This is a genomic window from Anderseniella sp. Alg231-50 (genome assembly GCF_900149695.1).
Classification (GTDB): domain Bacteria; phylum Pseudomonadota; class Alphaproteobacteria; order Rhizobiales; family Aestuariivirgaceae; genus Anderseniella.
Window position 1 is genome coordinate 2,136,398 of record NZ_LT703003.1, and the last position, 25,665, is coordinate 2,162,062.

At 57.7% G+C, this 25,665-nt stretch carries 25 protein-coding genes; 13 read left to right on the top strand and 12 right to left on the bottom strand.

Annotation, left to right across the window (positions count from 1 at the left end; genetic code table 11):
* From DHN55_RS10130 to DHN55_RS10140, 3 genes are read left to right on the top strand one after another with little or no spacing between them, the layout of a single operon-like run.
* On the top strand, positions 1-894 hold the full coding sequence (locus DHN55_RS10130; RefSeq protein WP_108881171.1) for a haloalkane dehalogenase: 894 nt from the start codon (positions 1-3) through the stop codon (positions 892-894).
* Between the two features lie 3 nt (positions 895-897).
* Positions 898-2,112: a class I SAM-dependent RNA methyltransferase gene (locus DHN55_RS10135; protein ID WP_337660128.1), complete on the top strand. Its 1,215-nt coding sequence runs from the start codon at positions 898-900 to the stop codon at positions 2,110-2,112.
* Complete coding sequence (locus DHN55_RS10140; protein ID WP_108881172.1) at positions 2,109-3,026, top strand: EamA family transporter; 918 nt, start codon at positions 2,109-2,111, stop codon at positions 3,024-3,026. The genes DHN55_RS10135 and DHN55_RS10140 overlap by 4 nt, the downstream gene beginning before the upstream one ends.
* Here DHN55_RS10140 and DHN55_RS10145 read toward each other — a convergent pair.
* Positions 3,011-3,820 carry a L,D-transpeptidase gene (locus tag DHN55_RS10145; RefSeq protein ID WP_337660129.1) on the bottom strand — a complete coding sequence of 270 codons (810 nt, stop codon included), beginning with the start codon at positions 3,818-3,820 and terminating at the stop codon, positions 3,011-3,013. The genes DHN55_RS10140 and DHN55_RS10145 overlap by 16 nt on opposite strands.
* Before the next feature lie 223 nt (positions 3,821-4,043).
* Positions 4,044-4,571 carry a tetratricopeptide repeat protein gene (locus DHN55_RS10150; protein ID WP_108881173.1) on the bottom strand — a complete coding sequence of 176 codons (528 nt, stop codon included), beginning with the start codon at positions 4,569-4,571 and terminating at the stop codon, positions 4,044-4,046.
* 293 nt (positions 4,572-4,864) lie between these two features.
* Here DHN55_RS10150 and DHN55_RS10155 point away from each other — a divergent pair, with 293 nt between their 5' ends.
* Positions 4,865-5,761 carry a M48 family metallopeptidase gene (locus tag DHN55_RS10155; protein WP_337660130.1) on the top strand — a complete coding sequence of 299 codons (897 nt, stop codon included), beginning with the start codon at positions 4,865-4,867 and terminating at the stop codon, positions 5,759-5,761.
* 157 nt (positions 5,762-5,918) lie between these two features.
* Positions 5,919-6,332 (top strand): hypothetical protein, encoded by a 414-nt coding sequence (locus DHN55_RS10160; protein WP_337660131.1) that lies wholly within the window; start codon positions 5,919-5,921, stop codon positions 6,330-6,332.
* Between the two features lie 88 nt (positions 6,333-6,420).
* Here DHN55_RS10160 and DHN55_RS10165 read toward each other — a convergent pair whose 3' ends face one another.
* The 3 genes from DHN55_RS10165 to DHN55_RS10175 form a co-directional block, all read right to left on the bottom strand.
* On the bottom strand, positions 6,421-6,747 hold the full coding sequence (locus DHN55_RS10165) for a hypothetical protein (protein WP_337660132.1): 327 nt from the start codon (positions 6,745-6,747) through the stop codon (positions 6,421-6,423).
* A gap of 153 nt (positions 6,748-6,900) precedes the next feature.
* A complete protein-coding gene (locus tag DHN55_RS10170; protein WP_108881177.1) occupies positions 6,901-8,220 on the bottom strand; it encodes a Gfo/Idh/MocA family oxidoreductase in 1,320 nt (439 codons plus the stop codon).
* Between the two features lie 122 nt (positions 8,221-8,342).
* On the bottom strand, positions 8,343-9,521 hold the full coding sequence (locus DHN55_RS10175; protein WP_108881178.1) for an FAD-dependent monooxygenase: 1,179 nt from the start codon (positions 9,519-9,521) through the stop codon (positions 8,343-8,345).
* A gap of 131 nt (positions 9,522-9,652) precedes the next feature.
* Between DHN55_RS10175 and DHN55_RS10180 the strand changes: the two genes are divergently transcribed.
* From DHN55_RS10180 to msrP, 3 genes are all read left to right on the top strand, one after another.
* Positions 9,653-10,855: an aminotransferase class I/II-fold pyridoxal phosphate-dependent enzyme gene (locus DHN55_RS10180; protein ID WP_108881179.1), complete on the top strand. Its 1,203-nt coding sequence runs from the start codon at positions 9,653-9,655 to the stop codon at positions 10,853-10,855.
* 174 nt (positions 10,856-11,029) lie between these two features.
* A complete protein-coding gene (locus DHN55_RS10185; protein ID WP_108881180.1) occupies positions 11,030-11,500 on the top strand; it encodes a DUF992 domain-containing protein in 471 nt (156 codons plus the stop codon).
* A 159-nt stretch (positions 11,501-11,659) separates the two neighbouring features.
* Positions 11,660-12,640 carry a protein-methionine-sulfoxide reductase catalytic subunit MsrP gene (gene msrP / locus DHN55_RS10190; RefSeq protein WP_108881181.1) on the top strand — a complete coding sequence of 327 codons (981 nt, stop codon included), beginning with the start codon at positions 11,660-11,662 and terminating at the stop codon, positions 12,638-12,640.
* Positions 12,641-12,951: 311 nt separating this feature from the next.
* On the opposite strand, the gene DHN55_RS10195 is transcribed toward msrP, so the two are convergent.
* From DHN55_RS10195 to DHN55_RS10215, 5 genes are all read right to left on the bottom strand, one after another.
* Positions 12,952-13,869: a LysR substrate-binding domain-containing protein gene (locus DHN55_RS10195; RefSeq protein ID WP_108881182.1), complete on the bottom strand. Its 918-nt coding sequence runs from the start codon at positions 13,867-13,869 to the stop codon at positions 12,952-12,954.
* Positions 13,870-13,886: 17 nt separating this feature from the next.
* A complete protein-coding gene (gene trxB / locus DHN55_RS10200) occupies positions 13,887-14,852 on the bottom strand; it encodes a thioredoxin-disulfide reductase (RefSeq protein WP_108881183.1) in 966 nt (321 codons plus the stop codon).
* Between the two features lie 249 nt (positions 14,853-15,101).
* Positions 15,102-15,578, bottom strand: a complete 477-nt coding sequence (greA, locus tag DHN55_RS10205) for a transcription elongation factor GreA (RefSeq protein WP_108881184.1) — start codon at positions 15,576-15,578, stop codon at positions 15,102-15,104.
* 260 nt (positions 15,579-15,838) lie between these two features.
* Positions 15,839-19,258, bottom strand: a complete 3,420-nt coding sequence (gene carB / locus DHN55_RS10210) for a carbamoyl-phosphate synthase large subunit (RefSeq protein ID WP_108881185.1) — start codon at positions 19,256-19,258, stop codon at positions 15,839-15,841.
* 190 nt (positions 19,259-19,448) lie between these two features.
* Positions 19,449-20,105 carry a hypothetical protein gene (locus DHN55_RS10215; protein WP_108881186.1) on the bottom strand — a complete coding sequence of 219 codons (657 nt, stop codon included), beginning with the start codon at positions 20,103-20,105 and terminating at the stop codon, positions 19,449-19,451.
* A 410-nt stretch (positions 20,106-20,515) separates the two neighbouring features.
* On the opposite strand from DHN55_RS10215, the gene DHN55_RS10220 reads away from it, so the two are divergent.
* Complete coding sequence (locus DHN55_RS10220; RefSeq protein ID WP_108881809.1) at positions 20,516-21,139, top strand: delta-class carbonic anhydrase; 624 nt, start codon at positions 20,516-20,518, stop codon at positions 21,137-21,139.
* A 38-nt stretch (positions 21,140-21,177) separates the two neighbouring features.
* Here DHN55_RS10220 and DHN55_RS10225 read toward each other — a convergent pair whose 3' ends face one another.
* On the bottom strand, positions 21,178-21,543 hold the full coding sequence (locus tag DHN55_RS10225; protein ID WP_337660133.1) for a hypothetical protein: 366 nt from the start codon (positions 21,541-21,543) through the stop codon (positions 21,178-21,180).
* 185 nt (positions 21,544-21,728) lie between these two features.
* Here DHN55_RS10225 and DHN55_RS10230 point away from each other — a divergent pair, with 185 nt between their 5' ends.
* Positions 21,729-22,337, top strand: a complete 609-nt coding sequence (locus tag DHN55_RS10230; RefSeq protein WP_108881188.1) for a L,D-transpeptidase family protein — start codon at positions 21,729-21,731, stop codon at positions 22,335-22,337.
* Positions 22,338-22,654: 317 nt separating this feature from the next.
* Here DHN55_RS10230 and DHN55_RS10235 read toward each other — a convergent pair whose 3' ends face one another.
* The gene (locus tag DHN55_RS10235; protein WP_337660134.1) at positions 22,655-22,858 is read right to left on the bottom strand and encodes a hypothetical protein; all 204 of its coding nucleotides are present in this window, start codon (positions 22,856-22,858) and stop codon (positions 22,655-22,657) included.
* A gap of 212 nt (positions 22,859-23,070) precedes the next feature.
* On the opposite strand from DHN55_RS10235, the gene modA reads away from it, so the two are divergent.
* The 3 genes from modA to modC are packed head-to-tail and all read left to right on the top strand — an operon-like array spanning position 23,071 to position 25,627.
* A complete protein-coding gene (gene modA, locus DHN55_RS10240) occupies positions 23,071-23,844 on the top strand; it encodes a molybdate ABC transporter substrate-binding protein (RefSeq protein ID WP_108881190.1) in 774 nt (257 codons plus the stop codon).
* The gene (modB, locus tag DHN55_RS10245) at positions 23,841-24,521 is read left to right on the top strand and encodes a molybdate ABC transporter permease subunit (protein WP_108881191.1); all 681 of its coding nucleotides are present in this window, start codon (positions 23,841-23,843) and stop codon (positions 24,519-24,521) included. Before modA ends, modB begins: the two co-directional genes overlap by 4 nt.
* On the top strand, positions 24,518-25,627 hold the full coding sequence (gene modC / locus DHN55_RS10250; RefSeq protein WP_108881192.1) for a molybdenum ABC transporter ATP-binding protein: 1,110 nt from the start codon (positions 24,518-24,520) through the stop codon (positions 25,625-25,627). Before modB ends, modC begins: the two co-directional genes overlap by 4 nt.
* The last annotated feature ends 38 nt before the right edge of the window (positions 25,628-25,665 follow it).

The following is a 25,665-nucleotide window of genomic DNA, read 5'->3' on the forward strand; positions in this document are numbered from 1 at the left end:
ATGGAAGCACTGAGAACCCCGGACGAGCGTTTCGATGATTTGCCGGGCTATGACTTTGCCCCGAATTATGTGGACGATCTGCCGGGTTATGAAGGATTTCGGGTGCATTACCTGGATGAAGGCCCTGTCGATGCGCTACAGACCTTTCTGTGCCTGCCGGGCGAGCCGACCTGGGCGTATCTGTATCGTCACATGATCCCGGTGTTTGCAGAGGCCGATGCACGGGTCATCGTGCCGGACTGGCTGGGCTTCGGCCGCTCCGACAAACCGGCAAACGATGCGCTCTACACGTTTCATTTCCACCGCGACATGATGCTGGCGCTGATCAGCCGCCTGGACCTGTTCAACATCACCCTGGTGGTGCAGGACTGGGGCGGTATTCTGGGCCTGAGCCTGCCGGTTGAAATGCCGGAGCGCTTCGACCGGCTGGTTGTCATGAACACGGCGATGCCGGTCGGCGAGAGCCTCGGGTCCGGGTTTCAGGACTGGAAGGATTATGTGGCAAGCAAGCCGGACATGGACTGCGGTGCCCTTATGAAGCGGGCCGTGCCGCACTTGAGCGAAGCGGAAGCCGCCGCCTACGAGGCACCGTTTCCGGATACAACCTACAAGGCCGGTGTGCGCCGGTTTCCGCAACTGGTGATGATAGAGCCTGGCATGGAAGGCATCGAGACCATGAAGCGGGCGCGTGAATTCTGGCAGCACGAATGGTTCGGCGAGAGTTTCATGGCGGTTGGCGCCAAAGATCCGGTACTCGGCGTGCCGGTGATGAGCGATTTGCAGCAGATCATTCGCGGATGCCCGGCGCCGATGGTGCTGGAAGACGCGGGCCATTTCGTGCAGGAGTGGGGAGCTGATGTTGCACGTGCCGCATTGGCGTCATTCAAGGCGTGAATTGTGGCTGACCTGACAATCGAGGCGATGGGGGCGCGCGGCGAAGGCATCGCCCGCGGTGATGGTGCTCCGGTCTATGTACCGTACGCTCTGCCGGGCGAACGGGTCCGGGCCGATGTGAAGGGCGACCGTGGCCGGCTGGCCGACGTCGTTGGAGCTTCGCCGGACAGGGTGAGCCCGGAATGCGCACATTTCGGCAGCTGCGGCGGCTGCCTGCTGCAGCACTGGTCGCAACTCCCATATGCCCAATGGAAACGGCAACTGGTCGTCGAAGCATTGTCGCGCAAGGGGCTGACCGAAATTGAAGTTGCACCGTTGGTTGATGCGCACGGGGCCGGGCGCCGGCGCGTCACGTTGACGGTGGCGCGCGGCAAGGCCGGGTTTTCAGCGCACCGTTCGCATGACCATGTGCCTGTCATCACCTGCCCGGTCCTGGTGCCCCAACTGGCGCAGGCCCCGAAAATTGCGACTGCCCTCGTTCAGGCTCTCGGCCTCAAGAAACCGCAGCGGGTTTATCTGCTCGCCAGTGATACCGGGCTGGATTGCGAACTCGTGGGAGTTGACGATCCCGAGCTTGATGCGCGTGTACGGATAGCGGACATAGCCGAGGAGTATGGCCTGGCGCGGGTGACTGCATCGGGGGACATGCTGATCGAGCGCGGCCGGCCCGCACTTGATGTAGACGGCGCAACAGTGACACCGCCACCGGGCGGGTTTGCCCAGGCGACCGCGGCGGGCGAACAGGCGCTTGCGTCCATCGTCGTACCCGCACTTGCCGGGCATGCCGTCGTGGCTGACCTGTTTTGCGGATGGGGGGCGTTCGGCCTGCGACTGGCGAAGGCTTCAAGGGTGCTTGCGGTGGATTCCGACAAGCCCGCGATTGCGGCTCTTGAGACTGCTGCCCGCGGCGCAACCGGGCTGAAACCGCTGGTTGCCCGGACGCACGACCTGATGCGGGATCCGCTGACTGCGCCTGAGCTGAAGGGCATCACCGGCGCGGTGTTCGATCCGCCGCGTGCCGGGGCTGGCGCACAGGCAGCGGAACTGGCAGCTGCCGGAAACATTCAAAAAGTTGTTGGAGTGTCGTGCGATGCCGCAACATTTGCGCGCGATGCAAGCGTGCTGGTCCAGGGCGGGTTCACGCTTGAACGCGTTGTACCGGTGGACCAGTTCAGGTATTCCGCCCATGTGGAAATGGTGGGGATATTCAGCCGGTGAGTGGTGAGCGCAAGGACAGGATTGATCTGGCCGGTGCCGGGTGGCTGGTGACCTTTGCGCTGGTTATGGGTATCAACCAGGTGCTTGTGAAACTGGTGAATGCGGGGTTGGCGCCTGTGTTTCAGGCCGCTTTGCGTTCGGCCTGCGCGCTGGTGCCGGTGTTGCTCTATGCTCACTTCACCAGGCGCAAGCTGTCGATCAGTGACGGCAGTCTGGTGCCGGGACTTTTTTGCGGCGCATTGTTTGCCGCTGAATTCATGCTGACGTTTTCTGCGTTCGATTACACCTCTGTCGCGCGGGCCACGATGCTGTTTTACACCATGCCGTTCTGGCTGGCATGTGCTGCTCATTTCATGATCCCGGGCGAGCGGTTGACGCCGCTTCGGGTGCTGGGGCTGGCGATGGCCGTCGCCGGTGTCGGCTGGGCACTGTTGCGCAATGATCACCCGGCAACCGAATATGCACTGGTGGGCGACCTGATGTGTCTTGTTGCGGCGTTTTGCTGGGCGGGTATCGCGCTGCTGGCCCGTACCACAGCATTGTCCAGATCGTCGCCTGAGATGCAGCTTGTCTACCAGCTTGCGGTATCTGCGGCGATCATGCTGCCGCTGGCGCCGGTGTTCGGCGACCTGGTGCGCGATTTTACACCGCTGATCGGAGGCCTGTTTGTCTTTCAGGTCCTGGTGGTTGTGAGTTTCGGTTTTCTGATGTGGTTTCGGGTACTGGCAGTTTACCCGGCTTCCGATATGGCTTCATTCGGTTTTCTGACGCCATTGTTCGGGGTGATGTTCGGCTGGATGATACTGGGCGAGACCATTACGCTGGAGTTTGTCGGTGCGCTGGCACTGGTGTGTACCGGTATCGTGCTGGTCAACCGCAAGAAGAAAGCGGCCGCCGGTCAACCTGCCCGATGATTGAGCACCACGACACGGGATTTGAGTGTCACCCGCAAGTGAAGCTCTGCAATGTCCTGGTTCAACATGCGGATACAGCCTGATGACAGGTTCTTGCCGATAGAGGATGGGTCATTGGTGCCGTGAATGCGGTACAATGTATCGCGGCCGGTAAGATCAAACAGGTAGAGCGCGCGGGCACCGAGCGGATTTTTTGGCCCTCCCGGCATGCCGAGCGGCCATTTCGCTGCCTTGGGATCACGGGCGACCATCTCGGCCGGCGGCGTCCAGCGCGGCCAGCGTGCCTTGCGGGCGATGTAAGCCTCGCCCGCCCAGGTAAAGCCGGCGCGACCGACCCCAATGCCATAGCGCATGGCCATGCCGCCTTCGCGAACATGAAACAGCTGCCGCTTCCTGGTGTCCACGACAATCGTGCCGGGCCATTCCCTGCCGGAATACCGAACAAGCTGGCGGCGGAACTGCGGTTTGATGCTGGCCGGGCTGACTTTCTCGATCGGATAGTCGATCGGTGATTCGAGCGGCGGGCGCTGGCCCGGGACCGGCTGCGGCTCATAGGTATCCGCAGGGCGCTGATATTGCGGCTGTGGTGCTGCAGGGGCGTTGGTCGGTGCAACCGAACCTGTGATGTCACCGCGGCGCGGCTCTTCGTCAAAACCACCGCGGGTTTTTATCCAGTTGGAGATACTGTCGATACTGAAGGGTTCGGCCGTTGCAGGGCTTGTCAGTGGAGCTGCCAATAGCGTCGCACTGGTGCCAACCAGCATGTTGCGGCGTGATATCTGTCGGTCACTCATCAGTTAAACCCCGGCTCTCAAACGTTCGATTTCCATGCAGCAAAGCATAGTAATTCTTGGTTAAGGCTTGATTTACGTTTAGCGGGAGTTTGCAGCAGGAGATGGGTAGTTTTGCGCCTGATTTATGGCAACCTCTAACGGTTTGCTGAAGGGCAGGGAACACAAAAAGCCACGGCCCTTGGCAAGGACCGTGGCGCAGATGTTCGTCAGATTGACCTTGCGATCAGTAAATCGGCTTGCCGGTATCGATGGCCTGGGACAGCAGCAGGTATTCTTCACATGCTGTGCCGCAGCGCGTACCGATTTCGGTCAGCTGCTCGCGTGCAAGGTCCATCTTGCCCAGTTTTACATACCCTTCGCCGAGGTATTCGCGGGCCAGGATGTAATCCGGATTGGCGTCCAGGGCCTTCTGGTAGAACGTGATGCCTTGTTCCACCTTGCCCATTTTGCGGTGCGTATAGCCGAGTCCGTTGAGAGCTTCGGGGTCGCGCTTGTCAGCGACCAGGCGGAACAGGTCGACAGCGTTCTCATACTGGCCGGCGCGGGCAAGAGCCCAGCCCTGGGCTTTCAGTGACTTGTCAGGAACAACTTCAGAGGTCTGCTTTACGCATTTCTTCTTGCTGCTGGAATAAACCCAGCCATTTTTGCAGGTCTTGGTTGAAGTTGAACTGTCTGAGCCAGCAGCGTGAGCTGCAGTAAACGATGTGCCGATGGCAAGGATTGCGGCCAGGGCAATAGGGGTAAACTTCATGGTCAGTCTTCCTTATTGGACTTATCGATCAGGGTTTTAACGATAGTTGCTGCCGTGAACTATAACAGGCTGCTTACGCAAGTTCGAGCAGCGCTGGATCAATAAGAGGCATCAAAAATGTAACAATTTTGTGTTGGCACTGCGGGTGGTGGAAGGCCAATAATTGATTTTTTAATGAATTATCCGCAGATCAAATTTCGTTAAGAAGTTTGCTTGAGGCTTTAGACGATGGGCGCTATGATGCTGCTTCGTGGGCGGCACTCACTATTTTTTCAGGCTCAACGGCTGGCAACGTGACAAGACGTTCAACATTACAAACCGCACTGATGCTGGTGATGGCTCTGGCCGTAAGCGGGTGTGCCGAAACCAAGTTGCTTGCGCAGCTGGATGCTGGAGTTTCAGGCGCCCGTTTGAGCGCCGAAAAAGAAGCAACAGGTGTTTCGGTAGCTCCGGCAGGTACGTCCAATTTCAGGCGTCAGCAAATTATTGGTAATGATCTTGCCCAACGCGCGCTCGGCGTGATGAAGCGGTCCAGAGACACCGAGCTTGAAGACCATCTGAATGCGATCGTGACACGGCTGAAGACGACCCCGGAACACGGCGCTTCGGGATTGTTTTACAAGGTGTACCTGGTGGACAGCCCGCATGCCAATGCGTTTACACCGGGCGGTGGTCATATCTTTGTCACAACCGGCATTGTGACCAAGCTGCGCACCGAAGGCCAGATGGCGATGGTGCTAGCGCATGAAATGGCACACAACCGGGCAAGCCATGTGGTAAAGGGGCACGATGGCCAGTCGTTGAACAAGCGCGTCACGGCCTTCGGGAAACGGATTTTTGATGACGGGCTTGGAGTTCCCTGGCTTAGCAGCGGTGTAAAGGCGCTGGCTGACACCAGTTTGAGCAGCTATACGCGGGCCCAGGAAGAAGAAGCCGACATGCTTGGTTTCCGGTACTTCGTTTCCGCGGGTTACGATCCTCACGAGGCACCGCGCAGCTTTGCAGCCCTTATTACAGTCGATGCGCAGAAAAAAAGCATTTTCGATGTTTTCGATGGCTATCCCCAAGGTATTAGACGTGCCGAGGAAATGAATGCCATGGTGCATGCTGCTTACCGCGATGTGGACACCAGTCACCTCAGACGCAACACCAAGGCTTATGTGGACCTTGCGTCAGCTTACTGGCAGTAGGCCCGCCTGACCGGCAATATTACCCTAAGTCACTTTATGAACGTCAGATGAACGAACCACTCAGGTTTCAGTCATCTCGGCATTGGCATTGTTGTCCTCAAGTAAGCACGTGACGATCTCGCAGGTCGCGCACAGTAACAAGAACGAGGAAAGCAAAATGTCCCAGATTACCAAGACAGCCAAATCCGCCATGATCCTTGCCGCCGGTGCAGTTGCCAGTGCCTTTTTTGCCGGTAATGTCACTACGACCGCCAATGCGGAAACGGTCTATTTTGGCTATGAGACTTCATTCCGCGAAGCCAAGCAGATGTGCAACGGCATGCATGGCCGGATTTTCGAGACGGAACGGGCTCAGTACGGATGCACCGGTATATTGCGCGAAGAGAAAGCCAAGAAAAAAACAAGCGTGCCTCCTTTCGTCCGCGGAGCCAATGACCGTCCCACCAAGCGCCAGAATTTCTCCGGTCGTGATTTTTCCAACGATATCGGCAAAGTCGGCGGCGAAGGTAACGGCAGTGGCGGCGGCGGCGGTGGCGGCAACGGCGGCGGAAGCGCCGGCGGCACCTTCTGATCTTCGCCCTGTTTGACGAACAGTCAAAGCCAGCATCGCTTCACAGCGATGCTGGCCTTTTTGTTTATCCGGAATGTGGGAGCAAAAGCTAGCGACGGCCCCGGCGGCGTGACCTGCGTGATGCGAGCATCGGCACAGCCAGCATGACGGCGCACACGATTGTTGAAAGACAAAACGCTGCTATAGCGGCAACGCCAAGAGTGTGTGGCGCATTGCCTGCCTGGGTGAGCAATGGGCTGGCAGTCGCCGCACCCATGGGTAATACAGCGACCATTACCGCCAGCACCGCGGTAGACAATGCCACGACGAAAAACGACAGCATATGGGTGTTTCTGCGCTTCTGCGCACAAGCACCGGCACGCGCTCCAGCACCGAAGCCGTACAAGCCGTCAGTTTCATCGTTTCTGATAATCATAATGCGCGCATCCCGGTTCATTCACGAACCCCTCTGAGCGTGCAAAAAACCATAAAAGCATGGCGTAAAATCAGACAAACCATGCCTCTGGCCGGGTCATTGTGTGGCAAACCGGTGGCATATGGTTAATAAAAAGTTAACAATATCAAGGTGTTATATCGAGAAATCGGCGGAATTCTCGAGTTTTTGGCGACATGTGCGGGCTGCGTTGTCAGGCAGAGTGTCCACATCGTCATATGTGATCGTTGCGCCGTGTTTCACCGGGCGGATCAGGCTGACACCATGTGCAAGACCGATGGGCAGGGCGCGGGAGCGGTGTGATGCACCGGCAGGCATCAACTTGCCCCATGCGGTGTACCCGCCTTCGCCATCCAACATGTCGCCGGCAGCGAGGTCTTTCTTGGCAACGGCCACAACATCTCCCCGCCACTCAGCTGTGGTTCCGGTTGCTTCGCCACGGATTGCGGCGTTGGCAGCGGAAACACCAAGTTCGAGGCCGATCAGATGATAGGGTCGGTACATGGCTGCATAGTAGCCCGACTGGTCGGTCTTGAGGCCGTATTGCAGGAAACAGTCGCGGGCATACTGGTTGGGGGCCTTGAACACTGCGTAGACACCCCAGCGCAGGTGATTGTGCATTTCGGTTGCCTCGCCACGATGCTCGGAGGCAACGACTTCAACAAACCCTTCGCCGTCAAGCGTGCCCCCGGCATCGGTCGGAATCAGTGTGTTTTGCAGGTTATCGAAGTCGACGGCGGGGAATTTCAGCCCGTTGCCGGGGGCGTTGAGCCCGGTGGCGTTGGCAATTGCCGCCATTTCAATGGCGGATTTGGTGCCGTCCAGAAACGAGTTGAACATCTGCGAGTTCATGCCTGCAGCCGCCGCCTGTTCCGGGGAAAGGCCATAATGGGTCCATACATCATCCGGAGTGACATCATGGAACCCGGGCTGGTAGCGGGTGCCTTTGCCGGCACAGATGATTTCCAGGCCGCAGGTTCTGGCCCAGTCGACGATCTCACAGACCAGGGCCGGCTGGTCGCCGGATGCCATGGAGTAAACAGTGCCTGCGCTGCGGTGTGCGTCAGCCAGGACCGGGCCTGCCAGGACATCTGCTTCGACATTGACCATGATGATGTGTTTGCCGTGCTGGGCTGCGGCAAGTGCATGGGCGCAGCCGGCGGCCGGTGAGCCGGTGATTTCCATGACAACCTCAACAGCCGGGTCGGCGATCAGGTCCATGCCGTCATCGGTGAAGCGTGTCCGGGATATCTGGTCGTCGTGCCAGCCCACCGTGCGGCAGGCGGCGCGGGCGCGTTCAGGATCAAGGTCTGCGATCACGGCAACCGACAGGTGCGGCGAGAACGGGACCTGGTTGAGGAACATCGAGCCGAATTTGCCGGCACCGATTACGCCGACCCGAACCGGCCCGCGGTCGGCAATTCTGTTGGCGAGAATAGCGGGAAGATGTTGCATCGGTGAACCTCATGCGAACTGTCGGAAGCGGGTTGTCACAGTGGTCGCAACGAATCGATCAAGTCAACCAGATCGATGGGCTTTACGGGATTTCTTCAGATGGTGAGACGGTTGGCGGCGTGCTACCGGGGCGAGCCGTTATCCGGCGGTGACGCGTAAATCCAGGCGAGCCGTTGCATCTGCATGGATCCCGGCATGAACCGGAGAGCCAGGTTGCGGGCCTGAGCCTTCGGGCCGCGCATATGGTAGATGCCGGCATTGCGGCGGGACTCTTCGATAATGCGGGCGGTGCGCGGTTGGCGGCGGCTTTCGTAGCGGACAAGGGCGGCTGTCAGATCACCGCTTCCATCACCGATGCAGGCGGCAAGGCATTCGGCGTCTTCCAGGGCCATGGCAGCGCCCTGGGCAAGGTAGGGCAGGGATGCATGAGCGGCATCACCGACCAGCACGCAATTGTCCCGGCTCCATGAGGTGAACGGGTCAAGGTCGGCACCGGTCCAGGCGAGCCAGCTTGCCGGGGCGGACAACAGGTCGCGCAGAGCGGACGCGGCACCCGGCAGTGCGGCAAGCACGTCGCCGCGGCTGGCTATGTTGTTCCAGCCTGTCTGGTCTGCCGGTTGTTCAATACTGGCGACGATGTTGAGCCGGCGGCCGCCTGATACCCGGTAGTGCACGACATGGGCGCCCGGTGCCAGCCAGAGGTAGACTGCGTCGGGGTCCAGGCCGGCGGGCAGGTCGCTGGCTGGTGCAAGGGCCCGGTACAGCGTCTCACCGCTCAGGCGCGGTTGGTTTTCAAGTCCGATATGCGCCCGGAGCTGCGAGCGGATACCGTCTGCCGCGACCACAAGGTCGGTTTCATGGGCCTCTCCGGACAGGGTTTTCACGCATGTGGATGCACCCGGTTCCAACCCGGTAATCCGGCAATCGTTGACGATCGTGATATCGGCAATGCGCGATGCGGATTGCGCCAGTGCATTGATCAGGTCGGCCCGGTGCGCAACACGGTAGGGGCTGCCGAACTTCCTGGTAAAACTGTCGCCAAGATCCAGCTCAGACAACTGCCGACCGCTGATCGCATCACAGATGCGAATTCGATCCGGTGCGCAGCATTGCGCTTCGAGCTCGCTCCAGACGCCCAGGTTTTCAAGTACCCGGACGGCGTTGGGGCCCAATTGAAGCCCCGCGCCAATCGCCTCAAGACGGGCGGCTTGCTCAAAAACCGATACCGAGTGACCGTTTTGTGAAAGTGCGATGGCAGACGCCAAGCCCGCAATACCTGCCCCGGCGATTGAAATATGCAATTTTAGAAACCCTCAACAGCCAAAACAGTCAAAAACAGAGACTTTGCCCTTGCGGTACAAAAACGGCAGGACTACGGTCCGCGCCGGTCAATCAGGACCAATATCACAGATTATTTCAAGGAGTCATTCCAATGGGTTTCATCGCAGACTCGCTCACTCGTATTCAACCGTCAGCTACGATCGCGATTTCAACGAAAGCCATGGAACTCAAAGCAGCGGGCCGCGATGTCATCGGGCTGTCCGCCGGTGAGCCCGACTTCGATACACCTGACAATATCAAGGAAGCCGCCATCAAGGCGATCCGTGACGGACGCACCAAGTATACCCCGGTTGATGGCGTGCCTGAACTGAAGCAGGCAATTTGCGCCAAATTCGAGCGTGACAACGGGCTCAAGTACAAGCCATCGCAGGTTTCGGTCGGAACCGGCGGCAAGCAGGTTTTGTTCAACGCGCTGCTGGCGACGCTCAACCCGGGCGATGAAGTGATTGTGCCGGCACCGTATTGGGTGAGCTATCCCGATATCGTATTGCTCGGCGGTGGCAAGCCGGTGTTTGTCGAGACGACCCTGGACAACGGGTTCAAGCTGCAGGCGGACGCCCTGGAAGCCGCGATTACCCCCAAAACCAAGTGGCTTGTGTTCAACTCGCCGTCAAACCCGTCGGGCGCGGCATACAGTCATGCCGAACTGAAGGCCCTGACGGATGTGTTGATGAGACATCCGCAAGTCTGGGTGCTGACCGACGATATGTACGAGCATCTGGTCTATGATGATTTCAAGTTTGTGACCCCGGCCCAGGTCGAACCTGCGTTGCTCGAGCGCACCTTGACCATGAACGGTGTATCCAAGGCCTATGCAATGACCGGATGGCGTATCGGTTTTGCGGCCGGTCCGGAAATTCTGATAAATGCCATGCGGAAGCTGCAGTCGCAGTCCACATCCAACCCGTCGTCGATCTCGCAGTGGGCGGCGGTCGAGGCCCTGAACGGGCCACAGGATTTCATTGCCAGCAACAATGAAAAATTCAAGGATCGCCGGGATCTGGTCGTGTCGATGCTGAACCAGGCGAGAGGATTGTCATGCCCAACCCCGGAAGGTGCATTTTATGTGTATCCATCCTGTGAAGGGCTGATTGGCAAGACCACACCGTCAGGCCACCTGATCAAGAATGATGAGGATTTTGTGACAGCCCTGCTGGCTGACGAGGGTGTTGCAGCAGTGCATGGCGCGGCATTTGGACTGGAGCCGTTTTTCCGGGTTTCATATGCAACGTCCAACGAAGCGCTGGAGGACGCATGCGAACGTATTCAGCGGTTCTGCAACAATCTGAAATAGCCGGTTTCGCCAGTTAAAAAATTTGTTACAATTATGTCGAAATTGTAATTGGATTTGTCACCAACGATGGCTATCTATTAGTCAATCGCTCGGGACGGCGATTCGGGAGTTCGGCTGCGTGGCGGTTTCGGTCACGCAGCCCGACCCCCACACTTGCCAGAAAGGCAGACTTACATGAAACGTATTGCTTCAGCCGCTGTTTTGACCCTTGGGATTGTTGCGGCCTCTTCCGGACCGGCGTCAGCCGACGGGGTGGGGATCAATATCGGTAATCTGGAATGTCTTGTCGAAGGCGGGATCGGTTTGATCGTCACTTCGTCAAAATCCATGGATTGCGTCTACAAATCAACCAGCGGGCGCGAAGATGTTTATGTCGGAAGGCTGACAAAGTTCGGTCTCGATATCGGGGTAACCGGCGAAGCCCGCATGATATGGGGGGTTTTCGCTCCTGGTATCGTTGAATACGGCGCGCTTTCGGGCCGGTATGTCGGCGCATCCGCGGAAGCCACAGCTGGTGTTGGCGCCGGTGCAAACGCCCTGGTCGGTGGGGCCAATATCACACTGCAGCCATTGAGCGTCCAGGTGCAGACTGGTCTCAACGCGGCGCTTGGTGTGTCCAGCATGACACTTGAGCCGGCTGACTGATCTGGCCTCTTGCCTGTTGTCATGACAGTCGCTGATAACGGCTGATCGCATTTGCCTGACAAAGGAGTGATTTGGCAAGCCAGGTGAGTATGCCTAGGTTGGTGAGTGAAGGTGCCTTTCGCGGGCGGCTTACTCGCAAATTGCAAGGAGTGCTTGCGCATGCTGATCAAGACGATTCACAACTGGCAGATTCCGGAATCCAAAGCCACGTCGGAACACGTGTTTCTGAACCGGCGAAAATTTATTGCCGCTGCCGGGTTTGCCGGTATCGGGCTCGCTTCAGGTATTCGTCCGGCTTTTGCCGAAACTGATCCAACGGCAGGCCTGTACCCGGGCAAGCTCAACCCCGCCTATGCGGACGCCGGGCGCAAGATTACGCCTGAGGCACTCAATATCACCTACAACAACTTCTATGAGTTTGGCACATCCAAGCGTATTTCAAAGGCTGCCGAAGCGCTGGTTATCCGGCCTTGGGAGATCGCCTTCGAAGGTGAGATTGAAGCTCCTTTCAAGATGCAGTTCGATGACCTGATCAAGAAGGTGCAGATTGAACAGCGGGTATACCGGCACCGCTGTGTGGAAGCATGGTCAATGACGGTGCCGTGGAGCGGTTTCACCCTCAAGCAGCTTGTCGCCCTTGCCAAACCGACTGCCAACGCGAAATACGTGAAGTTTGAAACCTTCAACGATCCTGAAATGGCACCCGGCCAGAAGCCAAGCCTGTTCGGCGGCAGCTATCCGTGGCCATATTCAGAAGCTGTGACCATGGAAGAAGCCAACAATGACCTGGCGTTCATGGCGACCGGTGCGTATGGCAAACCGGTGGCCAAGTCCATGGGCGCGCCAATCCGTCTGCACCTGCCCTGGAAGTACGGCTTCAAATCGGCCAAGTCGATCAACAAGATCACTTTCACGTCCGAACGCCCCAAGAGCTTCTGGGAAGTGCTCGGGCCCAAAGAGTACGGTTTCTGGGCCAATGTAAACCCGGACGTTTCGCATCCGCGCTGGAGCCAGGCGTCGGAACGTGATCTGGAAACGGGTGAGAAGATCCCGACCGTGATCTACAATGGTTACGCCGAGCAGGTCGCGTCGCTTTACGACGGCATGAAGGACGAATTGGGAACTGCGCTGTTCAAGTGATCCCGAGCAGGTTTTCGAGAGATATCTTGCCTGTTTGAAAAATCAGGGGCCAGACACCCGGGTGGAGAGTGTGTCTGGCCCCTTCGTCGTCAGGAACCCGGCGGTTCAACCTGAAGCACTTGTTGTTGCCTCGCGCTTCGGTGAACCCTTCGGGCATGCGGCCATGTGTTTTATGAGGGAGTAAACTAGCCGCTGACAAAACAAGGCTCACACGGATGAACCATCAAGTGCAATCCGGTATTGGGCATGTATGTCATGCGGTGACTGCATATCAGGCAAAAGCACATATATTGCACGCACTTACGTGAGCGTCAGAACTTCCATTGCCGTGCTTTTGACACCACGAAATCCCTGAATACAGCGATTCTTTTGGAATTCCGCATCTCTTCCGGATAGACAAAATAGGTGTCTATTCCCGGTGCGTCCGCGCCCAGGGAAACACGGATGAGGGGTGAGTCTTCGCCCACTATGTAATCCGGCAGAACCCCGATGCCCAGGCCGGATTCGACGGCACGCCGCAACCCGTAGATGGAATTGATCATGAAACTTGATTCACGCGGCGTTTCGCCCTCCGCTCGGCCCGCGCGCAGCAGCCAGCCGAGGTCGCTGAGGAACGTAGGCGTCGGTCCGAACGCCAGGATTTTGTGATTGTCGAGTTCTTCTGCGGTTTTCGGCAGGCCGTTCGATTGCACATAGTCCGGCGATGCATAGGCATGATTGTGCACGGTGAACAACTTGCGCTGAATCAGATCAGGCTGGGTCGGCCGGCGCAGGCGAATGGCCACGTCAGCCTCACGCATGCCAAGATCGAGCTCTTCATCGGTCAGGATCAGCTGGACCCTGATTTGCGGATACAGTTCAATGAATTCCTGCAGGCGCGGGGTCAGCCAGATTGTGCCCAGGCCAACGGTTGTGGAAATGCGCAGGTCGCCGGTCGGTTTGTCACGACTGTCTGTAAGGCGGGTTCGCGCCGTTGCCAGTTTGGTGAACACATCATGTGCCGTGCGATACAGCATCTCACCCTGCTCGGTCAGGATCAGGCCGCGAGCATGGCGGTGAAAAAGCGTAACGTGCAGCTCCGATTCCAGGGCTGAAATCTGGCGGCTGACCGCAGATTGCGACAGGTTCAGATCGTGACCTGCGTGGGTAAAGCTGCCGGCCTCCGCCACCGCGTGGAAGATGCGCAACTTGTCCCAGTCAAAGTTGTTGTCCCGCTTTGAAAATGGCATGGAATTCCGGCCTTGTCCTACTCGGCTGCCTGCGAGGCTTCGTTGCCTGCTTCAGCCAGAAATTTCTCAGCTTCAAGCGCTGCCATGCATCCCATACCGGCGGCTGTGACAGCCTGACGGTAAATGTCGTCAGTGACATCGCCGGCCGCATAGACGCCTGCAATGTCGGTGGCAGTGGAGTCGGGCTGCGTTATCAGGTAGCCGCCATTCTTCATTTCCAGCTTGCCTTCAAACAACTCGGTCGCCGGCTTGTGGCCAATGGCAATGAAAATGCCATCGCAGGGCAGGTCTTCGACAGCTTGCGTTTTCACATTGCGCAGACGGGCCGCCGTAACGCCAAGCGGATTTTCGTCCCCGATGACCTCATCCAGAGTGGTGTCCCACATGACCTTGACCTTCGGGTTTTCAAACAGCCGGTTTTGCAGGATGCGTTCGGCGCGGAATTCGTCGCGGCGATGAACCACCACAACTTCGGAGGCAAACCTGGTCAGGAACAAAGCTTCCTCGACCGCGGTATTGCCGCCACCCACAACCACGACGCGTTTGTCGCGGTAGAAGAATCCGTCACACGTTGCGCAGGCGGATACGCCGAAACCCTTGAACTTTTCTTCAGTGGGCAAGCCGAGCCACTTGGCTTGCGCTCCCGTGCAGATGATCAGGCTATCACAGGTGTACTCGGCGCCGGAATCACCCTTGAGGCGAAACGGCCGCTGTTCCACATTGACATCGACTATGTGGTCACTGACCAGGTTTGTGCCGACATGTTCGGCCTGGCCCTGCATCTGTTCCATCAGCCATGGACCCTGGATGGGGTCCGCAAATCCGGGATAGTTTTCAACGTCGGTTGTGATGGTGAGCTGACCGCCAGGCTGAATGCCGTGAATCAGGGTGGGCTCCAGCATGGCGCGTGCGGCATAGATGGCTGCCGTATATCCAGCAGGGCCAGATCCCAGAATAAGCACGCGTGAATGTTGTACGCTCATGATTTCAGTCTCCGGCAATAATTTGATCTCTCGACGTCGCACATCTCTGCTTCGGACAGGTCATGCCCGACGATCACAAGATGCCTGAAAGGGGTGTTTTTTGCCCCGTACTCCATAACAATCTGCCACAGCCATGACCTGACCGCATAGCTTTCAGTCTGTCAGTTCACTAACAACTCACAGTTTTATTGTCACCCTGATCTGATACGGGGGTTTCCCGGTGTCAGGTTGAAGATGCCTGAAAACGACTTACTTGAACGCTATTTTCAGAATCTCGTAGCTTTTACCGCCACCCGGCGTCATCACCTCTACGCTGTCGCCAGCCGATTTGCCGATGAGGGCGCGCGCAATCGGCGAGGAGATGGAAAGCTTGCCGGATTTCACGTCAGCTTCAAAATCACCGACAATGCGATACACCGCTTCCTTGTCCGTGTCTTCATCCACAACCGTTACTGTCGCACCGAACTTGACAGTATCACCGCCCAGTTTCGACACGTCGATTATTTCTGCCCGGCTGATCATGTCTTCCAGCTCGGAAACCCTGGCTTCGTTCCAGCCCTGGGCTTCCTTTGCCGCATGGTACTCGGCGTTTTCCGAAAGATCGCCATGGGCACGCGCTTCCTCAATGGCCTTGATGATGCGGGGACGCTCAACAGACTTGCGGTGCTTCACTTCATCGGACATGGCGGCATGTCCTTCTGCAGTCATGGGAACTTTTTCAACCATCGCTACGTAATCCAGAATCTTGTTAGCCGCCCAAGCCTCAGAACTCCATGGAAGCCGTTAAGCTACCAACGCGTTCGTCTGTTGACTGTGTGCGGGAATGTTTCGGTCTGATGTAAATATGCGCAAAACAAATGCGTCCTGCAAGACCTGTTTAACGTTGATTGTCGTAGAGGAAAGCCGATCACAGGGTCATCTGTTCGGACCGGATGGAGATGTATATGGCTCCATAGCGGTGTTGCAACCCGGTTTATCGGGCCTGGTCAGGAGAATTTTCGGTCAAAATAGTCCTGAAGCGGCTTGACGGACAAGTCACCATGTTTGACGGCAGCAATCGCCTGGGACGCGGCGAGGGACGCGGGCAGGGTCGTGTAGTACGGGATCTTGGCCATCAGGGCCGCTCGCCGGATCGATTTTGAATCCGACAGTGCGCTTTGACCTTCCGTGGTATTGATTACCAGTTGAACCTCGCCATTTGCCATGGCATCCACAATATGCGGGCGGCCTTCCAGAACCTTGTTGACGCGCTGTGCAGAGACACCCTTTTCCGTCAGATAGCGCTGGGTCCCTCCGGTTGCGACTATCTTGAAGCCCAGATCGGCCAGTTGCCGTGCTGTGGGCAGGATGCGGGACTTGTCATGGTCGCGCACTGAAATGAACGCGGTGCCGTCAACCGGAACCGTTGTTCCGCCGCCAATCTGGCTTTTGGCAAATGCCATGGCGAAATCAGTGTCGATTCCCATGACCTCGCCGGTGGAGCGCATTTCCGGGCCGAGCACCGTATCAACACCGGGAAAGCGCGCAAACGGGAATACTGCTTCCTTGACGCCGATGTGTTTGAGCTTGTGCTTCTTCAATTTGAACGAGGCGAGCGTTTCTCCGGCCATGATGCGCGAGGCGATCTTGGCGATCGAGCGACCGACCACCTTGGCCACAAATGGTACCGTGCGCGAGGCACGCGGGTTTACTTCGAGCACATAGATATCGCCGTCCTTGATGGCAAACTGCACATTCATCAGACCGACCACCCCGAGCGCACGCGCCAGCACGGCCGACTGGCGCTCCAGTTCATCAATGGTGGCCTTTTTGAGCGAGTAGGGCGGCAGCGAGCATGCACTGTCGCCCGAATGGACGCCGGCTTCCTCGATATGCTGCATCACTCCGGCGACGAATACATCCTTGCCGTCACACAGTGCGTCCACATCAACCTCAATGGCATCGGACAGATAACTGTCAATGAGAACCGGGGACGATCCGGAAACAACAACAGCCTCGTTGATGTAGCGTTTGAGATCTTCGGTGTCCCGGACGATTTCCATGGCGCGGCCGCCCAGCACATAAGACGGGCGTATAACGACCGGATACCCGATCTTTTCCGCGATCTTGACGGCTTCGGGGCCGGACTTGGCAATGCCGTTGTTCGGCTGGCGTACCTTGACCTTCTTGAGCAGGTTTGCAAACCGGTCACGATCTTCGGCCAGGTCAATGGCGTCCGGAGACGTGCCGAGAATGGGAATGCCGGCTTTTTCTATGGCGTCGGCCAGCTTGAGCGGCGTCTGGCCGCCAAACTGAACGATAACGCCGTGCAGTTCACCGTTTGCCTGCTCCGCCAGAAGAACTTCCAGCACGTCTTCTTCGGTCAGTGGCTCAAAATACAACCGGTCCGAAGTGTCGTAGTCGGTAGACACTGTCTCTGGGTTGCAGTTGATCATGATGGTTTCATAGCCGGCATCCGACAGGGCGAACGCGGCATGGCAGCAGCAGTAATCGAACTCGATGCCCTGGCCTATGCGATTTGGCCCGCCGCCGAGAATGGCGACCTTTTTCGCATCGGATACCTGTGCCTCGTTACCATCATTGCCGGGCAGGCCAACCTCATAAGTCGAGTACATGTAAGCTGTCGGCGAAGCAAATTCGGCAGCGCAGGTGTCGATGCGCTTGTAGACCGGTTTGACCTTCAGCTTGTGACGGGCCTTGCGAACCCTGGCCTCGCTGGTACCAGCAAGGTCAGCAAGGCGCCCATCCGAAAAACCCACAGCCTTGAGCATGCGAAAATTGGCGGCATCCTTTGGCAGGCCGTGTTCGCGCACACGGTTTTCAGTCTGGATTATCGCGGACAGCTGCTCAATGAACCACGGGTCGTACTTCGACGATTCAAACACCTGCTTTTTGGTGGCGCCGCGACGCATGCACTCGGCAACCTTGAGCAACCGGTCAGGTGTGGGCAGCGACATGGCGCGACGGAAGACGTTTTTGTCCTCATCCTTGCCATGACCTTCCAGTTCAATCTCGTCGAGGCCGGAAAGCCCGGTTTCCAGGCCGCGCAGCGCCTTTTGCAGGGATTCAGCGAACGTGCGTCCGATGGCCATCACTTCGCCGACAGATTTCATGGCGGTGGTCAGGTTGGGCCTGGAGCCGGGGAATTTTTCAAAGGCGAAGCGCGGGATCTTGGTCACGACGTAATCGATTGATGGCTCAAACGATGCCGGCGTGGCACCGCCGGTGATGTCGTTGTCCAACTCATCCAGCGTGTATCCCACGGCAAGGCGGGCCGCGACCTTGGCAATCGGAAAGCCGGTTGCCTTGGAGGCGAGCGCGGATGATCTCGAAACCCGCGGGTTCATTTCAATAACGATGAGGCGGCCGTTGGCCGGGTTTACAGCGAACTGCACGTTGGAACCGCCGGTTTCAACACCGATTTCCCGCAGCACCGCAATGGATGCATTGCGCATCACCTGGTATTCCTTGTCGGTCAGCGTCAGAGCCGGAGCAACGGTAATCGAATCGCCTGTGTGCACGCCCATCGGATCAAGGTTTTCGATGGAGCAGATAATGATGCAGTTGTCATCGCGGTCACGCACAACCTCCATCTCAAACTCTTTCCAGCCAAGTACGGATTCTTCGACCAGCACCTCGGAAGTGGGAGAAGCCTCGACGCCGGAAAGAACGATGTCATACAACTCCTCGAGCGTGTAGGCGATGCCGCCGCCGGTGCCGCCCAGCGTAAAGGACGGACGAATAATGGCCGGCAGGCCGGTGAGTTTGTAGGCTTCAAAGGCCTGCTGCTGCGCGGTAAGACGCTGCTCTTCGCGGCGTTCAAATTCGGTTTTGGCCCATTCGGTCTTGAATGCGGAAACTGCGTCAGGACCGTTTCCGGACGCCTGCTCGAGACCTTGTTCATAGCTCTTGCTGAAGCGTTGCTTCAGGTCTGAGGTATTGACGAAGGCGGAACGCGGCGTCTCCAGCCCGATCTTCTTCATGGCGGTGCGGAACAGGTCGCGGTCCTCAGCCTTGTCGATGGCCTCGGCGCGCGCGCCGATCATTTCCACGTCCCATTTGTCCAGCACGCCCTGCTTGTTCAGTGAAAGGGCGGTGTTAAGAGCGGTCTGACCGCCCATGGTCGGCAGCAATACCAGCTTGTCACCGGGACGTTCGGTGCGCTCCTTCTCGATAATCTTCTCAACGACGGCAGGGGTGATGGGTTCGATGTATGTCGCATGCGCAAGATCAGGGTCGGTCATGATCGTGGCCGGATTGGAGTTGACCAGGACAATGCGGTAGCCTTCGGCCTTAAGGGCCTTGCAGGCCTGGGTGCCGGAATAGTCAAACTCGCAGGCCTGGCCGATAACTATCGGCCCTGCGCCGATAATCAGGACCGTGTCGATATCTTCACGTTTGGGCATGAGCACTCTTTTTGCGGATGCAGCCCAAGCCGTCGGATGGGCGGGCGCAAATTCCGTGTGAGTTACACTATCAATCCGCCCGGTGCAAAGGCCAAGCTGTCGCGCAAGGTGATTTGAGGCGGACGATCCACAGTTTGGCGATGAATTGCACGAAATTTGCGCAGATTCGCCGGTGCAAACGGATGTTCTGCTATTGCTTTTCGGGAATCAGCGCTTCAAAGCCCGCGGTGTCGGAGGCCCTGACGGTAATCAGCGCGCCGCCTATGGCTTCAATTTCGCTACGCGACTTCATGATCAATTTCAGTGTCTTCATGGACAGTCCGAACGGGCCGGATACGATGAGGCGGGCTGAACCGGACGCAGAGCCGGTGAACACCTCAACGGTCAGATCGTCGCCATCTTCACCGGCATCCGTGAACACCTGCTGGGTCAGCGCGGCAATGGCCGCAAGCGCGGCTTCGCTGCCGGTGGCCGCGACAGGCCCGTTTTGTGGAAAACTGCACCGCGCTGAAACCCACTCGGGCCATTCACAGTCGTTGAGGGTGGCCAGGATGAAGGCCGACAAATCTCCAGGTTCGGGGTCGTCGGTGGATACCTGGGCCGGGACTTCCGGCACCGGTTCGGCGGTATCCGCTTCAGGTGCTGGCCGGGTAGCCTGCTGGCGATCATAGGCGTCACGGGTATCGCGCATCAACGCGCCGATAACGGCAGATGAGCGTTGTTCGATGCGCTCAGGTGAAGCTTGGCTGGCCGTTGCCGGTTCGCCGGTTGCTGACTGCCGGCTCGACGAAATGCGCTCGCGCAAGAGCTTTGAGAGCAGTGAGGTGTCAGGGGTGCCGGCGCGCATAGGTTAGCAAATGTCCAAAAAGCCAGGTTGATGAGTTGATTGGAAACATTGCCGCCCAACAGGTAAACAAAGCGTAAATCTTTCGTTTCATTGTGGAAGCGCAGGTGTACTCGTTGAGCCGAGATGTCCGGTGATGAATGCGGATGGATTCCCGGTTTTTTCCAGATCGCTTTGCATCAAGGAGCATTTGGCCCCTGGGATCTGGCTGAAGACAACAGAGGAACATGAGAGCCATGAACAAAGTGGGTTTAGCGAGTTGCATGTTTGCGTTCGGAGCAGGATTGATGGTGTCAGGTACAGCATCTGGTCAGGACTTGTGCGTAGGATTTGGCCCGCAAACGCCACGAGATATTTCGAGCAAGCTGGGTGTAAATGCACGCAAATTCACTCTTGCGCCGCAAGCATCTGAAATGAATCTCTGTAACATTCACACTCACACAAACGCGGAACACAAAGGACCGGGTTTTACTGTACATGCCGGGCCCGGCGAGCATGGCGGTTACAAATGTAACCAGACTTCCGAACTGACTGAAGCGGAGTTGAAGCAACCGGATGCCGGAACCGCCTCGTTCAAAGGCATCAAGCCGGGCGATACGATTGAGGTGCACTGGGTTCACTCGTCATGTGATGTCTCACCAGGCAAAGGGCTTGGTTCCTGCCTCAGTGAAAAATGCAGCAACCCCGAATTACGGGTGGAAACCCAGGTCTTTCTGGTCGTGAACGACAAGAATGCCCTGAATTTTGCGGACTTTGCATATGCGGGCAATATCCAGAATGGATTGCATCAGCCAAAGTCGTTGCCGGAGGGAACCGGTACGCCGGTCGTTTTTGCCGGGTCCACGACAGGGCCGAAGTACACTCAATCCAAGTGTTCGCCTTTGCAGGTTACCTGGAGCGTGCGTCCGCAGTGCGCCAAGATTGACGTGAATTCACTGCACAAATGGGCCGGGGACGGCAATGTGTTCGAGGAAGATCACTCTCACGGTATTCGTCAGTTGGTGACGGCGCCGGAACTGCTGTCACCAATTGAGTGATACCGGATGATCTGACGCGGCGGGTCGGCGCTGGGGCCCTAGTCGGTCTGCCTCAGGCACCTGATTTGCCGGAACGAGATGCAGTTGCCGGAGGTGCAGATGTTGCCGGTATCGACAAAGCGCAGTTCAGTCCCGGCCGCAGGCGAGCGCCGGGCGTAGCTCAGGGCTGTTTCATATCCGTTCCGCTGGCACCATACGGTTGCTGCAGGCTTGCCGCAGCCCCGGTCGCCTTCAAGGCAGAATGCAACCGGCTGCCCGAGATAGTCCGGTGAAGAGAACATTCTTGCAGATGTTGCCGCGTGTGCCGGAGACAGGGTGTTGAATACCAGTGCCGCAGCGATGGCGAACATCGCTGTGGAGCCGTTGGCCGGTAACAGGGCTTTTGCCTTTGAATTTCTGATCATGATCGGTTCCATTCCTGATTCTTTGTTAAACACCTGTTGCAACGGTGTTTCTGTGTGTCTTTTGTGCCACAGTCTGGCAAAATCTCGCCTGAATGGTGTGTTCAGGTGCGGTTAATGCGGTGTCAAGTCTTGACGTTGGGTAGAATGTAGAGTGATTGTGGCGTCGAAGATGTGGGATTAATCACATGGCGACAGAGGAGTGGACGATGCAGGCGAGAACTATTCTTTCAGCAGTGGCCATTGTTGCGGCAGCAGTCTCGATGAATGCGGGCGTAGCGAGTGCTGAAAACCAGACCGGGTCGGTCTACAACAATGTGAGATACAATTTCGGGTCCAACACCTGGAAAATGGACTCCAAATACCTGCCTGCCGAAATAAACTACAGCAGTAGCGAAAAGCCGGGAACTGTTATCATCAGCACCCGCAAGAAGTATTTGTACGTGGTACAGGAAGGCGGCAAGGCGAAGCGGTTCGGCATTGGTGTCGGTCGTCGCGGTTTCCGCTGGCGTGGCGAAGAAAAAGTGTCACGAAAGGCCGAATGGCCGGCCTGGCATCCGCCGGCAGAAATGCGCGAGCGTGAGCCGCACCTGCCGGAGCGTATGGAAGGCGGCGAAGACAACCCGCTCGGCGCGCGCGCGCTTTATCTGGGCAATACACTGTACCGGATCCACGGCACGCATCAGCCATGGACGATCGGCGAATCGGTATCATCAGGCTGTATTCGCCTGCGCAATGAAGACGTGATCTCGCTGTACGACATGGTGAAGGTTGGCGCGAAAGTGATTGTGGATTAAAACTTCCCATCTTCTTCAGATTAAGAAAAGGGCCCCGTCACACATGGTGTGAGCGGGGCCCTTCGAGTTTTGGCAGTCCGTCCCGGTTTGCAGGGGAGATCCTCTAGGGGTCGAGAGGATTGGGGCAGGCTACCAGTCTCATACTCATTGATATAGTGAGCGTCAGAGACGAATCCAAGTCAGGGACCGGGCACACGCCAAACAAGCATGGCGAGAGGGGCGGATGGGTCATGCGGAGCTCGTCGCGACCCGGTTCCCTGACACCGTCCAGGGGCTGCCCCGGACAGTGGTTCTTCAAAGGCTGTTCGTTCGATACGTTAAATCTCCTGACACTGGCGAAGGTCACAAGGGTCAACACTCATCATGCCGCGGATCGGCCAGTTGGGGTTGGTCTTGTAAATCACCGTGACGTTGGTTTCGTTGGTTTCCAGTGTCTGAATTGCCGGTGCTGCCATGGATGAGAAGGCTGCGAAAATCACAAGCGCGCCTGCCAGGCCTGCTGCTGTTAGTGTCTTTGTCATTTCTTCCTCCTTTTCGTTTCGGCAGTTGAGGGGTGCCGGAGGCCGTCTGATGAAGATCACACTAGTCGGGCAGGGCCGAATGTTGGCTGAACAGGCCGTTCATCTGCCGTTCAGGAATCAGACACATGTAGAAATGGCTGATTTTCGGGGTTTTTTGCGATGCAAGGGTGAAACCTTGAATACTTCGCCGGTTTCTGGTGTATGCACTGTTCATGAAAAAAATCGCGCTGAACTGGCTTGTCGCCGGCATGATCTTGATGGCGTTGTCCGCGGATTCGGCCAGGGCAGGTGAGGTGGTGGTTGCCGTGGCGACCAATTTCTTGCTGCCTGCACGTGATATTTCCGCAGTCTTCGAAGAAGACACCGGCCATTCGGTAGTGCTGGTGGCTGGTGCAACGGGCAAACTGGCAACACAGATTCTGGCCGGCGCGCCGTTTGATGTCTTCCTGGCTGCCGACCAGGCGCGGCCCCGACTGCTGATCGACAAAAAGGCGGCCGTGGCAGGCAGCCGGTTCACCTATGCAACCGGAACGCTGGTATTGTGGTCACGCGACAGATTGCCGTTGACGGGAACTGAGCTTGGATCTCTTGACGTCACGGGAGTTTCGCGGATTGCCATGGCCAATCCGAAACTGGCCCCATACGGCCTTGCCGCAGAGCAGGCACTTGATCGGCTGGACTTGCTTAAAACCCTTGCAGGCAGGTTTGTATACGGCGAGAACATCGGCCAGACTTTTGCAATGGCCGCGTCGCGCAACGTGACGGCGGGGTTGATTGCAAAGTCACAACTTGCCAGCCTGCCTGAAAACCAGAAGGGCCATTGGATTGATGTACCGGACACATTGCACGAGCCGATATTGCAGGACGGGGTGCTGATCATGCGGGCCGAGAACAATCCCGTGGCACGCTCGTTCATGAACTTCATGAAATCAGACCGGGTTGCCGGCATTATCAGCCGGTTCGGCTATGGAGTGTCTCGTCCATGACGGCTGAGGTTTTCGATGCCATATGGCTCACTGCGCAGTTGGCCACCATCTCCGTGGTACTGCTGCTGATACTGGCGACGCCGGTTGCGTGGTGGCTGGCGTTCACGCGGTCGCGAATGAAGATACCGGTTGAAGCACTGACGACATTGCCGCTTGTGCTGCCGCCTACGGTGCTGGGGTTTTATCTGCTGATACTGCTAGGACCCGCCGGTTGGCTGGGCAGCTGGTGGGTAAGCCTGACCGGAGGAACGCTGACATTCAGTTTCACCGGGCTTGTGGTTGCCTCGATGATCCATTCGCTGCCGTTTGTGGTGCAGCCCATGCGGCAGGCATTCCAGGACATGGGTACGGGTCCGCTGGAAGATGCCGCCACTCTTGGGGCAGGACCGCTTGACCGGTTTTTCAGTGTCGGCCTTCCCCAGGCCAAGCGCGGCATCGTGACAGCATCGGTACTGGGGTTTGCCCATGTGCTGGGCGAGTTCGGTGTCGTGTTGATGGTTGGCGGCAACATTCCCGGCCGTACGAAAGTTGTTTCCATTGCAATCTATGAGAGCGTTGAAACTCTCGACTATGCAACCGCCCACATGCTGTCAGCGGGCCTGCTGCTGCTGTCGTTTGCGGTGCTGGTCGGGGTTTTTGCGGCGAACCGGTCTATACCGATGAAGGTGGGTCAATGAGCGCCGGCCGGCTAGACCTGGATTTCCGCCTGGTTCGCGGCGGCTTTGATCTGGCCATTTCAGAAACCCTGACGCTTGACGGCGTAACGGTTCTGTTCGGGCCAAACGGGTCGGGCAAGTCCATGACGCTTCGCACAATAGCAGGACTGGAGAGCGGTGCCGAAGGTGTTGTGCGGTTTGACGATACGGCCTGGTTGCAGTCAGGTGCCGAAACTTTCGTGCCGGCCCATCGACGCCCGGTGGCGCATGTGTTTCAGGATGCGCGGTTGTTTTCGCACCTCGATGTGGCGGGCAATCTCGCGTTTGCGCAGCGCCGCGCCAAGGGCGACGGCTCCGAGGTTTCACGCGACGATGTGATTGAGGTGTTCGACATCGCGCATCTGCTGCAGCGCATGCCGCAGGGCCTCTCCGGCGGGGAACGGCAAAGAGTGGCGATGGCGCGCGCGCTGCTGACCCGGCCGCGGCTCGTGTTGATGGACGAACCTCTAAGTGCGCTGGATGTGCAACGGCGGGCCCAGGCACTGAATTTCATCGAACAGATTCCGGAACGGTTTCAGGTGCCGGTCATTTATGTCACGCACCAGATCGACGAGGTTGTCCGGCTGGCCAACCAACTGGTGCTGATCGCCGGCGGACGCATCGAGGCTAGCGGGCGCGCGGCTGATCTCATGTCACGGCTCGATTTGCCGCCGTTTACCGGCAGGTTCGAAGCCGGATCGATCATTGAGGCAAAGGTAAAGCAACATAACGCCGCGTTTGCGCTGACGGAGCTTGACGTCGCAGAAGGCGTCCAGGTCGAGGTGCCGTTCCTGGATTTTCCCGTGGGAGAGGTCGTGCGGCTGCGTATCCGGGCCCGTGACGTTTCCATTGCGGTCAAGAAGCCGGAGGGTGTGTCTTTGCGCAATGTCCTGCCGGCCAGGGTCGAAGAAGTACAGGCGGAAGCAGACACGGCATTTGCCGAAGTGAGGCTGTCAGTTGCAGGTCAGGCGGTACGGGCGCGTATCAGCCGGGCATCTGCCCACGAATTGCAATTGAAACCGGGCAAAGCCGTACACGCGATGGTGAAGGCAACAGCGCTCGACAGAAGACTTCTTACTCGACGTTGAGATTGAACCGCAGTACTGGTAACTTGTCGTCATCAACC

What these genes read in the sequence shown, in the direction of transcription:
- DHN55_RS10185 (WP_108881180.1), top strand. Translation starts at nt 11,030, where the DNA reads ATGAAACGTATTGCTTCAGCCGCTGTTTTGACCCTTGGGATTGTTGCG.
- DHN55_RS10230 (WP_108881188.1), top strand. Translation starts at nt 21,729, where the DNA reads ATGGCGACAGAGGAGTGGACGATGCAGGCGAGAACTATTCTTTCAGCA.
- DHN55_RS10215 (WP_108881186.1), bottom strand. Translation starts at nt 20,105, where the DNA reads ATGCGCGCCGGCACCCCTGACACCTCACTGCTCTCAAAGCTCTTGCGC.
- trxB (WP_108881183.1), bottom strand. Translation starts at nt 14,852, where the DNA reads ATGAGCGTACAACATTCACGCGTGCTTATTCTGGGATCTGGCCCTGCT.
- greA (WP_108881184.1), bottom strand. Translation starts at nt 15,578, where the DNA reads ATGGTTGAAAAAGTTCCCATGACTGCAGAAGGACATGCCGCCATGTCC.
- DHN55_RS10130 (WP_108881171.1), top strand. Translation starts at nt 1, where the DNA reads ATGGAAGCACTGAGAACCCCGGACGAGCGTTTCGATGATTTGCCGGGC.
- msrP (WP_108881181.1), top strand. Translation starts at nt 11,660, where the DNA reads ATGCTGATCAAGACGATTCACAACTGGCAGATTCCGGAATCCAAAGCC.
- DHN55_RS10145 (WP_337660129.1), bottom strand. Translation starts at nt 3,820, where the DNA reads ATGAGTGACCGACAGATATCACGCCGCAACATGCTGGTTGGCACCAGT.
- DHN55_RS10150 (WP_108881173.1), bottom strand. Translation starts at nt 4,571, where the DNA reads ATGAAGTTTACCCCTATTGCCCTGGCCGCAATCCTTGCCATCGGCACA.
- DHN55_RS10235 (WP_337660134.1), bottom strand. Translation starts at nt 22,858, where the DNA reads ATGACAAAGACACTAACAGCAGCAGGCCTGGCAGGCGCGCTTGTGATT.
- modA (WP_108881190.1), top strand. Translation starts at nt 23,071, where the DNA reads ATGAAAAAAATCGCGCTGAACTGGCTTGTCGCCGGCATGATCTTGATG.
- DHN55_RS10170 (WP_108881177.1), bottom strand. Translation starts at nt 8,220, where the DNA reads ATGCAACATCTTCCCGCTATTCTCGCCAACAGAATTGCCGACCGCGGG.
- DHN55_RS10165 (WP_337660132.1), bottom strand. Translation starts at nt 6,747, where the DNA reads ATGATTATCAGAAACGATGAAACTGACGGCTTGTACGGCTTCGGTGCT.
- DHN55_RS10195 (WP_108881182.1), bottom strand. Translation starts at nt 13,869, where the DNA reads ATGCCATTTTCAAAGCGGGACAACAACTTTGACTGGGACAAGTTGCGC.
- DHN55_RS10220 (WP_108881809.1), top strand. Translation starts at nt 20,516, where the DNA reads ATGAATCTCTGTAACATTCACACTCACACAAACGCGGAACACAAAGGA.
- modB (WP_108881191.1), top strand. Translation starts at nt 23,841, where the DNA reads ATGACGGCTGAGGTTTTCGATGCCATATGGCTCACTGCGCAGTTGGCC.
- carB (WP_108881185.1), bottom strand. Translation starts at nt 19,258, where the DNA reads ATGCCCAAACGTGAAGATATCGACACGGTCCTGATTATCGGCGCAGGG.
- DHN55_RS10225 (WP_337660133.1), bottom strand. Translation starts at nt 21,543, where the DNA reads ATGATCAGAAATTCAAAGGCAAAAGCCCTGTTACCGGCCAACGGCTCC.
- DHN55_RS10160 (WP_337660131.1), top strand. Translation starts at nt 5,919, where the DNA reads ATGTCCCAGATTACCAAGACAGCCAAATCCGCCATGATCCTTGCCGCC.
- modC (WP_108881192.1), top strand. Translation starts at nt 24,518, where the DNA reads ATGAGCGCCGGCCGGCTAGACCTGGATTTCCGCCTGGTTCGCGGCGGC.
- DHN55_RS10180 (WP_108881179.1), top strand. Translation starts at nt 9,653, where the DNA reads ATGGGTTTCATCGCAGACTCGCTCACTCGTATTCAACCGTCAGCTACG.